This is a genomic window from Streptomyces flavofungini (genome assembly GCF_041028215.1).
GTDB lineage: Bacteria > Actinomycetota > Actinomycetes > Streptomycetales > Streptomycetaceae > Streptomyces > Streptomyces flavofungini_B.
Genome location: NZ_JASKYR010000216.1, coordinates 1 through 10,871, shown reverse-complemented (window position 1 = coordinate 10,871; position 10,871 = coordinate 1). Strand labels below are relative to the sequence as shown.

Below are 10,871 nucleotides of genomic sequence, written 5' to 3'. Positions count from 1 at the left end.
CCCGTCCCCCCGCAGGCGGCCGACCCCGACGCCGTCGCCTGCTCCCTGGAAAACCCCGAGTCCTGCGAGGCCTGCCAGTAATGAGCTCCACGACCAACTCCGAGAAGAACCTCCTCGACCCGGGCTTCGAGCTGACTCTGCGCCCCATGCGCTACCCGGACTTCTACGAGCGCTACCGGGACGCGATCAAGAACACCTGGACCGTCGAGGAGGTCGACCTCCACTCCGACGTCGCCGACCTCGCCAAGCTCAGCCCCGGCGAGCAGCACATGATCGGCCGCCTCGTCGCGTTCTTCGCGACCGGCGACTCGATCGTCTCCAACAACCTGGTGCTCACGCTCTACAAGCACATCAACTCCCCCGAGGCGCGGCTCTACCTGAGCCGTCAGCTCTTCGAGGAGGCCGTGCACGTCCAGTTCTATCTGACGCTGCTCGACACCTATCTGCCCGACCCGGAGGACCGCGCGGCGGCCTTCGACGCGGTCGAGGAGATCCCCTCCATCCGCGAGAAGGCGGAGTTCTGCTTCAAGTGGATGGACTCGGTCGAGAAGCTGGAGCGCCTGGAGACGCGGGCGGACCGGCGCCGCTTCCTGCTGAACCTGATCTGCTTCGCCGCCTGCATCGAGGGGCTCTTCTTCTACGGTGCCTTCGCCTACGTCTACTGGTTCCGCAGCCGGGGCCTGCTGCACGGCCTCGCGACCGGCACCAACTGGGTGTTCCGCGACGAGACGATGCACATGAGCTTCGCCTTCGACGTGGTGGACACGGTCCGCAAGGAGGAGCCCGAGCTCTTCGACGACGCGCTCCGGACGCAGGTCACCGACATGCTGAAGGAGGCCGTCGAGGCCGAGCTCCAGTTCGCCCGTGATCTGTGCGGCGACGGTCTGCCGGGCATGAACACCGACTCGATGCGCGAATACCTCCAGTGCGTCGCCGACCAGCGCCTGACGCGCCTCGGCTTCGCGCCCGTCTACGGCTCGTCGAACCCCTTCTCCTTCATGGAGCTCCAGGGAGTGCAGGAGCTGACCAACTTCTTCGAGCGGCGGCCCTCGGCCTACCAGGTCGCCGTGGAGGGCTCGGTCTCCTTCGACGACGAGTTCTGATCCACGACCGGTTCTGGGTCTGGCGCCGACCGGCCCGGGTGTGCCCGCCCCTGTCACGGGGGCGGGGCGGGCACTCCCGGCGGTTCAGCGGGGCCGCACCCGCATGAGGAGCCTCTTGGGGTGCAGGGTGATGCCGATACGGGTGTCCGTGTCGGTCTTCGGCGCGGGCTCCAGATGCCACTTCGGCGCCACCGTCCCCAGGATCAGCGCGAGTTCTGCCAGGCTGAAGTGGTCTCCGGGGCACTTTCGGTTGCCGACACCGAACGGCATCATCGCGAACTCGGGAACGTCCGCCGCGCGTTCCGGATTCCAGCGGTCCGGGTCGAACTCAAGGTGCCGCGCGAACGAACGCGGGTCGCGCTGCATGGCGTACGGGCTGTAGACGATGTCCGCGTCAGCCGGAATGCGATAGCCGCCAAGTTCGGTTTCGGCCACGGTCCTGCGGGTGAATATCCAGGCCGCCGGGCGGATACGCATCGCCTCGGTCACGACATTGCGGGTGTGCCGCAGCTCACCGAGATCGGCGAAAGTGATCGCGCGATCCGGAGCCACCGCATTAACTTCTTCAACCAACCGCCTTTCCTGCTCCCGGTGTTCCGTCAGCAGATGAAACGTCCATGCCAGCGTCGACGCGACATTCTCCGCACCCGCGACGACGAGGGAGACCACATGATCGTGAATCTCCTGATCGGTGAGCGGCTCCCCCGATTCGTCCCTGGCCCGCAGGAGTTCCGCGAGCAGATCGTCGGGGCTCCCGGGACCGGCGGCGTGGCGCTCGGCGATGATCTCGTCGACGAGCGAGTGCAGCTCGGCGAGGGCGCTGTCGAACCGCCGGTTGGCGGCGGTCGGCACGCGGTGCAGCGGTCCCACCGAGAGGACCATCCGGCGGTAGAGGCCCTCGAAGACGGTGTGCAGCGAGTCGGCGATGCGGTCCGCCTTGTCCCTTATCGACTCCACCTCCAGGAGGGAGCGCGAGACGATGCGCACGGCCGTGTGGAACATCTCCGCGCCCACGTCCACGGTGCTCCCGGGCCGCCAGCCGGCTGCCGTGGCGCGTGCCTCCTCCTCCATCACCTTGGCGTAGTCGGCGATCCGCTCGGCCCGGAACGCGGGCTGCATCATGCGGCGCTGGCGCCGGTGCAGCTTGCCGTTGCTGGTCGCCACGCCCTTGCCGAGGAGCACCTCAAGGGTGTCCCAGAGCGGCCCGCCGACGATGTACTCGGGACTCTTCAGGAGGGCGCCCACGAGGTCCGGGTCGTTGACCGCGTAGGCCGTCCTGGGCCCCAGCCTGATGCGTACGAGATCTCCATGGTCCCGCAGCGCCGAGAGGAAGCCGAGCGGGTCGCGCACCAGGTGCCAGGCGTGCCCCAGCAAGGGGGCACCGCCCTTCACCAGGGGTGGGGTGCGCAGAGGCCCTCGGCCCGACGCGGCGGACGCGGGAACCGCGGAGTCAACGCTCATTCCTCACCTACCAGTTCGTTTTCCGCCATGATGTCTTCACTCACATAGGGAGGCACGGACCTGTCGTCCCAGCTCTCCACTCGATAGCGGCCGGATTCATGGTGGAACCAGTACACGGACGAGAACCAGTTCCGCATATTGAAGACGCATGATTCAAGCGCGTCCGCGAGCTGCTTGTCCGTATGCGTTCCGTCCGCCAATTGCCCGGCGAGCAGCAGCACCTCTTTCTCGGCGTCAAGAAATTCGGTGACGCAGGCGATGACCCGCCGGTGTACTTCCCGTACCGCTTCTTCGAGTGTCAGCCCCTCGTGGTGAATGAGGCTGATCCCGAGATTGTGCAGTTCATCTCCCGCGAGTTCTTTGGGGAGCGAGCACAGGTCGTTGTACCAGGCCGAGAAGTCCTGGGTCGCGAGTGCCGCACGGCGGTACGCGGGGTGCTCGCGTATGTGGCGCGGCAGTTCCCGGCGTGCGGTCGGCTCCAGGAGGTCGATCCACGCCCAGTGGGCGAAGGTCAGCCGGCGCAGCTCGATGTACGTCTCGACCGTCGGGACCGTACCGGACCGTCGGTTCTTGAACTCCTGGTCGTAGGCGTCGATGACCGGGTGGAAGTGCCGGGCGAACCTGGCGTTCCAGCTCGGGCCGAGGAAGGAGTACAGGCGCAGGACGCAGTCGGCGAACCCGGCGACGAGCGGGTCGTCGTGGCGCAGATACCGCTCCGGGTCGTTGAGCGTGCCGTGCAGGCCCTTGCACAGACGCCGCCACTGGCCCGTCCTGCCGTGCACCGAGTCCCGGTCGTGCCGGTCGTCCCAGGCGAAGAACCAGCTGCTGAGGTCCGCTATGGCGGTGAGCAGCTCGTCCGGCGCCCCGATGTAGTACCCCGCCACCAGGTCGGTGTAGCAGAGGCTGTCCGCGTACCGCTCGACCTTGTCCGGCGGCATCAGGCGCATTTCGCGCAGCCAGGTCCTGGACTTCTCCTGAAGCTTTGGCCAATACGGATGCAGGCGCCGTGGAAAAGCCTTCTCGATCACTGGAACCGCCAGCGCCGGAGGGACCAATACCGTCTGAGCGCGCGGCTGTGTCTGTGAAGTGCTCCTGGAATATGCAGGCACGGACAAACCCCTTTCGGCCTCCTGAGTGCGTGCGCCCCTTCCGCCGTACCGGGCGCGCGCCGTCGTGTATCCCCGCGCTTTCCATTCAGCACCACAACTGACCGTTCAGGGAACAGTTTTGCGCCATTCACTACCCCTCGGCGCCGAGAACCTCCCCTTACGTGACTGAATATGGATCTTCGGCAGCCGGATCTGCTCGCACAGACGAGCGGCTCACGACAACGGCCCCTGGTCAGGGAGGAGTTCCCGACCAGGGGCCGCTCGTGTCACGCGGGTCCCACGCCGCTCAGGCGGCGCCGGTGTCAGTCATTCGGTACCACGGGGTAGCGCGGAGTGCCCTCTTCCATCTGCCTGAGCGCGTCCTTCCGCTCCCGCTTGGAGAGGCGGTCGATGTACAGATAGCCGTACAGGTGGTCGGTCTCGTGCTGGAGGCAGCGCGCGAAGTACCCGGTGCCGCGGACCTTGACCGGGTTGCCCTTCTCGTCCTGGCCGCTCACCTCGGCGTAGTCGGGGCGGGCCAGCGGGGCGTAGGCGGTCGGGACCGAGAGGCAGCCCTCGCCGGAGTCGTCGAGGCGGCGCTTCTCGGCGGGCAGCTCGCGCAGGACCGGGTTGCAGACCACACCCACGTGGCGCACGCCCTCGTCGTCCATGCAGTCGTAGACGAAGACCTTCAGGTCCACGCCGATCTGGTTGGCGGCGAGACCCACGCCCTGCGCGGTGCGCTGGCTGGCGAACATGTCGTCGACCAGCTTCGCGAGGTCGTCGTCGAAGGCCGTGACGTCCTTGCACTCCTTGTGCAGGACCGGGTTGCCGACGACCGTGATGGGCCGGGACGTGCCGCGCTCGCGGTAGGCCGTCTCCCGCTCCTCGCAGTCCTCCGTGTCGATGACGAAGCCCTCGTCGTCGACGGGGAGGACCCCGCCGGAGGCCTGCTGCTCAGTGTCCTGCGCCATGTCCGCCGTATGCCTTCCTTGGAACCCTGAAGAGTTTGTGCCGGTACAGCCTACGGCGAACGGCGGGCCGCGCCCCTCGGGTCAGCAGACCTCTTCCAGATCCCGCCAGTCACGGGAGTCCGGGCTGTCCGCCACCCAGCTGTCCAGGAGTCCGCGCACCAGGGCGGCGGGCGCCGCGATGCCGCACTCACGCTCCGGCACCCAGATCGCGCCGGGGCTGCGGTGGCCGAGCGGACCCGGGTGGCCCGGCTCGCTGTGGTCGTGCGGGTCCAGGTGCTCTCCGTCACCCTCGTCGCTCGGCATCCGGGACTCCGAGCACATGCGGCAGAGCAGCCGCACGGAGGAGGACCAGTCCTCGGCGGCGAAGCCCGCGTCGGCGGCCAGCCGCTCCAGGGCGTCCCTGTCCTCCTCGGTGGCGGCCTCAAGGAGGACCACCCAGGTCGGCACGGGAGAGGGCGCCCACAGCTCGATCTCGTCGAACACGGGGTACGAGTGCCCGTCCGCCGTCGTCCGCTCGCCGTGCGGGACACCGTCGTGCAGCACGACCTCGCCCCAGCGGCGCCCTGAGGAGGGCAGCGGGATCGAGAGCAGTTCGACGCGGGCCGGATCCAGCCTGCGGCCCCACACGACCTCCGCCTCGCCCTCCGGCGAGAGCCGCACGGCCGCGCTGCCCAGATCCATGCCGGTGGGCTCGCCGGACGCCGTCACCCCGCCCGGCACCCGCAGACCGTACGCCTGCCAGGCGCGGCGGGCGAGCGGCCAGTCCTGGAGCGCGGTCGCCGCGATGCCCACGTTCCACCAGTCCGGGGCGCCCGCCGAGCGGTCGAGGAGCGCGACGGCACGCAGCCCCGCGGCCCGCGCCTGCTCCCAGTCGTGCCGGAACTTGTGCAGGAGCGCGAGGTTGAACCAGGACTCGGACAGCCAGGGCTCCAGGTCCGCCGCGCGCGTGAGCAGCGCTCCCGCGTCCTCGTACCGGCCGTCGCCGATCAGCGTGAACGCGCGGTCGGTCGCCTGCCGCCATGAGGCGGAGGGCCGGTGCCGCCCCTTGCCGAAGATCCTCACGATTCCCGCCTGATTCCCGCCTGTCACGATTTCGGAAGTCCCGTCCTGCGAGGGCGCGGCGTCGGGTCGATGCCCCCGTGCACCCTCTGCTTCGCATCCAACCACGTACGGTCGGACGGCCGCTCATTACCCATGGGTTACCCAGCCGGGCACGAGCTAAGGCCCGCCCGTCAACCCTTGGCCACGGCTCGCACCCTGCGGGCCGCCCCGCTCCCTCGCGAGGACCCTTGCCAGGGACTCCACGACCTCGGGCTGATGGTCGCGCCCGGTGGCCAGCCGCAGCCGCTCCAGGGCGTGCAGCGGACCGCCCAGCGCTCCCGAGGGTCCTTCTCCCCGCGCCATCTCGTCGTACGCATTCGCGGTCCGCACAATCCGCGCGGCCAGCGGCTGCTCGCGGTACGGGTCGGCCTGCCGCTCCACGACCACGGCGACCGCGGAGTCCACCCCCGTCTGCCGTACGACGGCCCCGCCGAGCAGGGCTATGCGGCGCTGTTCCGCCTCGGGCAGCCCCGCGGTCGCCCCCTCCGGCACCGGGTCGACCAGGGAGAGCTGGCCGATGTCGTGCATCAGCGCCGCGTACTCCAGGACGGTGAGGTCCGGCTCGAAGAGGCCGAGGTCACGCCCGACCGCCTTGCTGAGCCCGGCCACCCGGTGGGCATGGCCCTGCGGGGTGTACCCGGCGATCTCGGTGGCCCTGGCGAGCGAGGCGATGGTCTGGCGGTAGGTCGCCCGCACCGCCGCGTACCGCCGGAAGGAGAGCTGGGTGAGCAGCAGCGGCAGGCTGAAGACGGGCAGCGCCCAGAGCCCGGCCACGGCCACCGCGAGCGCCATGACCGCTCCCGTCGCGCACACCGCGGAGCCGATGCCGAGCAGGGCCCGCAGCTCGTCGCGGAGCAGCGGTCCGAAGGGCCACCGGGTGCGGGCGTGCGCCATGACGGCGGCGAGCACGGCGTCGCAGAGCGCGGTCAGGGCGAGCACGGCGACGATGACCAGCGCGAAGTACGGGCCGTGGCCGACCCACTCGCGTAATTTCCCGGCGTTGTAGAGCGGTTGGAAGCAGATCGCGGCGAAACCGACCGTCAGCAGGCGCCGCGCCACCTGGTCCGGCGAGGGGCCGCGCCCGCGCGCCACGTGCGGCACGGCCCCGGCCAGCGAGGCGGCCACCACCACGGCGATCACCTGCGCGGCGCCGTGGTGGGTGGCGTGCCCCGCGTTCTCCCCGAGCAGGGCGTACGCCAGGGCGCCCGCGGCCCCGAGCGGCGCCGGTTCCCGGGTCCGCGCGCTGCCCCGCCTGGTGAGCTCGCCCAGGCCGACGAGAACCCCGAAGGCCAGGGCCGTCCGCCCCTCCGTGATGCCGTGCCAGAGGGTCCAGGCGAGCGCGGTCAGGGCGAGGAGGGCGGCGACGGCGTGGGCGGGCGTCGCGGACGGGCGGCCCGCGCGCCGCCCGGTGACGCGTGGTGCGCTCCCGGTGACCGCCCTTCCGGAGCTGCCGGGCACCGCCGGAGGGGCGGTCACCGGGCCGCCGGTCCCGACGCCGCCCCCGGGCCCGCCGCCGAGCCGGGCACAGCGGGCGCGGGCAGCGCAGGCGGTACGTTTCCGCGCTGGTCGGAGGGTTGGCCGGGTACGTGGTCCAGGGGCTGGCCCGGGAGGTCGGAGGTGACCCCGGGGTGCCAGCCGTGCCGCCCGAGCGCACGCGTCAGGGCGGCCACCATCACCGGGTCGAAGTGGGCCCCCGCGCACCGGTCGAGCTCTTCGAGGGCCACCGCCACGGGCCGGGCACGGCTGTAGGACCGCGTGGACGTCATCGCGTCGAAGGCGTCGGCCACGGCCACCACCCGGGCGCTCTCCGGGATCTGCCGCCCGACGAGCCCGTAGGGGTAGCCGCTGCCGTCGATGCGCTCGTGGTGGTGCAGGATCGCCGCCCGCGCCTCACCGAGGAAGCCGATGCCGCGGACCATCTCGTGCCCGTACTCGGGGTGCAGCTCGATGACGCGCCGCTCCTCGGGCGTGAGTGGCCCGTCCTTGCGGAGCAGCCGGGTCGGCACGCCCAGCTTGCCCACGTCGTGCAGGATGCCCGCGAACCGCAGGACCTCGACGCGGTCGTCGTCCATGCCCAGCTCCCGGGCGATCAGCACGGAGGCGCGGCCGACCCGCTCGCTGTGCCCCCGGGTGTACCTGTCCTTGAGGTCGACGGCCTGCACGAGCGCCCGGATGGTCGCCTGGTGGGCGGCCCGCTCGTGGTGGTACTGCGCGAACGCCCAGCAGGAGACGCCCATCGGCAGCAGGACGAGCAGCGCCGCGGGCGGTCCGTAGGGGCTGGTCCACAGGACGGCCATCATCAGGCCCGCGAGACCGTGCACGGCCACCGGCGCCAGCGAGCGCAGGAAGAGCCCCCGCCAGGCGGCCCGCGCGGGCACCCGCTCGGCGGTGGCGAGGATGCCGCCGTCCAGGGCGGTGAGCGCGGCGGCGAAGGCGAGCACGGCGGCCCCCGCGGGCCCGAGCACATACGGGAAGTCCGGCGCGGAGGTGGCCGCGGGCCCGCCGAGCGCCGCGAACACCTTCGCGGCGCCCCAGGAGGCCAGGGCGAGCTGCGCCGCGCGCCAGACGCGCCGCACCCACCGGGGGTGCCGCTCGACGCGGGCGAGCAGCGCCCCCGGCACGGCGACGAGCGCGGCGGCGGCGGGCGGCAGCAGGAAGACCCCGGCGAGCAGCACGGGGAAGAGGGTGCCGAGGCTCCGCGGGCCGCGACGGCTCCCGGCCGCGCCCGCCCTGCCGCCGAGACGTTCCGGGAAGGCGTCGCGCTCGCACCCCGCGTAGAGCACGGCGAGGAGCGCCACCGCCGGCCAGTCGGTGCCCGCGCCGAGGGCGGGCGCGACACAGGAGGCGCCGGCCAGGGCGACGCACAGGAGGTAAGCACGGGCCCACACCGGCACCGACCGCATGGAGGTCTCCTCCCCACTTCAGGTCGGAGACTAGGCGCGGAGCCCGCCGGCCCGGTTCCCGCCGGCGGGGAATTAGCACATTCGGGTGACGGGAGGGGGAACAGGGCCGCACAGAGAAGCAGGCCGCACAGAATGTGCGGCCTGCTTCGACACTCGACTACCGGGCCCCGCCCGGGGCGTTCACGCCTCCGAGGCGGTCACGTCCTGGATGACGTCCTGCTCGGGCACGGTCTGCCCGGAGCGGATCAGGTCGATGCGCCCCATGACCTTGGCCCGCAGGTCGACAGGGACGTCGTCCGAGCCGCAGCAGCGCTTGACCAGCTTCTTGACGGCCTGTTCGAGTCCGTACTTCTCCAGGCACGGCGAGCACTCCTCGAAGTGCGTCTCGAACTTGGTGCAGTCGCTGTCCGGCATCTCGTGGTCCAGGAACTCATAGAGATGGTCCAGGACCTCACTGCAGTCAGTCTCGTGCGGCTCTCCGCAGCTCATGAGCCCGAGCCTTTCGTTCCGTTCGACTCTCCTGCACCGGCCGGGACGAGCCCGCGCTCACGGGCGTAGTCCTCCAGCATGCCGCGCAGCTGGCGGCGGCCACGGTGCAGTCGGGACATCACCGTGCCGATGGGTGTCCCCATAATGTCCGCGATCTCCTTGTACGCAAAGCCCTCTACGTCGGCCAGATAGACGGCGATGCGGAATTCCTCGGGGATCGCCTGCAGCGCTCTCTTCACGTCCGAGTCGGGCAGGTGGTCGAGCGCCTGCGACTCGGCCGAGCGCAGACCGGTGGACATGTGCGACTCGGCACGCGCGAGCTGCCAGTCCTCGATCTCCTCGGCGGCGCTGCGCTGGGGCTCGCGCTGCTTCTTGCGGTAGGAGTTGATGAACGTGTTGGTGAGGATGCGGTACAGCCAGGCCTTGAGGTTGGTGCCCTCGCGGAACTGGTGGAACGACGCGTACGCCTTGGCGTACGTCTCCTGCACCAGGTCCTCCGCGTCCGCCGGGTTGCGCGTCATGCGCAGCGCCGCCGAGTACATCTGGTCCAGGAAGGTCAGCGCGTCCCGCTCGAAGCGGGCGGTGCGCTCCGCGGCCGTCTCCGGCCCCTCCGGATTCTCTCGGGGCTGCTCCGCCTGACCGTGCTCGGTCCCCGCGTCGGTCCCAGTGACCGGACCCACCTCCTCCAACGACGTGGCGAGGCCGAAAGCAGCCCCACTCGAATCGGAGGATAGACGACGATCCGCTCCGCGCGCCGCCCGAATAGTTGCGTTTTTGGGTGCGCTCAAGACCGTCCACTCCAGGTCAGCGGCGCTGGAGCGGTTCGGGCAGATGGTCGAACCCATGCGGCGGACTCCCTCTCGTACGAACAGGTCGGCGACGGTGTTCACCGTCTGTTCGCCACAACAGAGGTCACCCGCCGAGCATTCCCGCCCAGCGCGTCACGGCGTCCGTGATCCGCTTCACGGCCTCGTCCTGGCCCAGCTCCGCCCGCTTGGGCACGGCGAAGCCGTGATCGGCGTACGGGACTTCCACCAGCTCGTACGCTCCGCCGTCCGGGAACTCGGCGGGCCTGCCGAAGGGGTCGTTGCCGCCCTGCACGACGAGCGTGGGCACACCGGCGCCGAGCAGCTCGTCGGCGCGCGACTTCTCCGGCCTGCCCGGCGGGTGCAGCGGGAAGGAGAGCGCGAGCACGGCGGCGGCGCCCAGCTCGGCCGCCGTCCGGCAGGCGACGCGGGCCCCGGCGCTCCTGCCCCCGGCGACCACGGGCAGCCCCCGCTTCTCCAGCGCGGACCAGCTGCCGCGCCACCCGGCGTCCAGCGTCCTCGGCGCGGGCGCCACCTTCTTGCCCGCGACCCGCCAGGGCTGCTCGACGAGGGCCACGCTCACGCCGTGCGCGGGCAGCGCGGCGGCGATACCCCGCAGGTCCCTGGCCTCGATGCCGCCGCCCGCGCCATGGCCGAGGGCCAGCAGCAGGCGCGGCTCGCGTGCCGGGTGCCAGGTGATCCGTGCCGTACCGGCGTCGGTCTCAACGATGTCAAAGGGCTCAGCGTGCGTCACATCAGAAGAGTGTGCCCTCTTCGGGCCCTTCCAGTTCCTTCAGGAGCTCCGGGCCGTTGTTGCGCACGTTGCTGACCGCCGTGGCGACGGGGTAGGCGCGCATCAGGCCGGTGGGGGGCGGTTCCAGGAGCGTGCGCAGGTCGTCGGGGTCCGTGCGGGAGGGGTCGAGCCAGGCGTCCCAGCGGTCGGGGG

At 71.1% G+C, this 10,871-nt stretch carries 11 protein-coding genes; 1 reads left to right on the top strand and 10 read right to left on the bottom strand.

The features are described 5' to 3' along the window. The first annotated feature begins 80 nt into the window (after nucleotides 1-80). Nucleotides 81-1,103 (top strand): ribonucleotide-diphosphate reductase subunit beta, encoded by a 1,023-nt coding sequence (locus tag AB8Z36_RS17005; RefSeq protein WP_369214157.1) that lies wholly within the window; start codon nucleotides 81-83, stop codon nucleotides 1,101-1,103. Between the two features lie 84 nt (nucleotides 1,104-1,187). Here the strand turns inward: AB8Z36_RS17005 and AB8Z36_RS17000 are convergent, their stop codons facing one another. From AB8Z36_RS17000 to AB8Z36_RS16955, 10 genes are all read right to left on the bottom strand, one after another. Continuing rightward, entirely contained in the window at nucleotides 1,188-2,564 is a 1,377-nt protein-coding gene (locus AB8Z36_RS17000) for a bifunctional albaflavenone monooxygenase/terpene synthase (protein WP_369214156.1), read from the bottom strand. Beyond that, nucleotides 2,561-3,673 carry an epi-isozizaene synthase gene (gene cyc1, locus AB8Z36_RS16995; RefSeq protein WP_369214155.1) on the bottom strand — a complete coding sequence of 371 codons (1,113 nt, stop codon included), beginning with the start codon at nucleotides 3,671-3,673 and terminating at the stop codon, nucleotides 2,561-2,563. Before cyc1 ends, AB8Z36_RS17000 begins: the two co-directional genes overlap by 4 nt. Before the next feature lie 302 nt (nucleotides 3,674-3,975). Beyond that, nucleotides 3,976-4,626: a peptide deformylase gene (gene def, locus AB8Z36_RS16990; protein WP_369214154.1), complete on the bottom strand. Its 651-nt coding sequence runs from the start codon at nucleotides 4,624-4,626 to the stop codon at nucleotides 3,976-3,978. A gap of 81 nt (nucleotides 4,627-4,707) precedes the next feature. Beyond that, nucleotides 4,708-5,688 carry a tetratricopeptide repeat protein gene (locus AB8Z36_RS16985; RefSeq protein WP_369214153.1) on the bottom strand — a complete coding sequence of 327 codons (981 nt, stop codon included), beginning with the start codon at nucleotides 5,686-5,688 and terminating at the stop codon, nucleotides 4,708-4,710. A 156-nt stretch (nucleotides 5,689-5,844) separates the two neighbouring features. Continuing rightward, on the bottom strand, nucleotides 5,845-7,203 hold the full coding sequence (locus tag AB8Z36_RS16980) for an HD-GYP domain-containing protein (protein ID WP_440581934.1): 1,359 nt from the start codon (nucleotides 7,201-7,203) through the stop codon (nucleotides 5,845-5,847). After that, complete coding sequence (locus AB8Z36_RS16975) at nucleotides 7,200-8,630, bottom strand: HD-GYP domain-containing protein (protein ID WP_369214152.1); 1,431 nt, start codon at nucleotides 8,628-8,630, stop codon at nucleotides 7,200-7,202. Before AB8Z36_RS16975 ends, AB8Z36_RS16980 begins: the two co-directional genes overlap by 4 nt. A 180-nt stretch (nucleotides 8,631-8,810) precedes the next feature. After that, nucleotides 8,811-9,119: a mycothiol system anti-sigma-R factor gene (gene rsrA, locus AB8Z36_RS16970; RefSeq protein ID WP_363253195.1), complete on the bottom strand. Its 309-nt coding sequence runs from the start codon at nucleotides 9,117-9,119 to the stop codon at nucleotides 8,811-8,813. Beyond that, nucleotides 9,116-9,799, bottom strand: a complete 684-nt coding sequence (locus tag AB8Z36_RS16965; RefSeq protein ID WP_369214151.1) for a sigma-70 family RNA polymerase sigma factor — start codon at nucleotides 9,797-9,799, stop codon at nucleotides 9,116-9,118. Before AB8Z36_RS16965 ends, rsrA begins: the two co-directional genes overlap by 4 nt. A gap of 232 nt (nucleotides 9,800-10,031) precedes the next feature. Next, the gene (locus AB8Z36_RS16960) at nucleotides 10,032-10,679 is read right to left on the bottom strand and encodes an alpha/beta hydrolase family protein (protein WP_369214150.1); all 648 of its coding nucleotides are present in this window, start codon (nucleotides 10,677-10,679) and stop codon (nucleotides 10,032-10,034) included. A gap of 1 nt (nucleotide 10,680) precedes the next feature. Further along, nucleotides 10,681-10,871: SOS response-associated peptidase family protein (locus AB8Z36_RS16955; RefSeq protein ID WP_369214149.1), on the bottom strand; the 191-nt coding region annotated here is incomplete at its 5' end.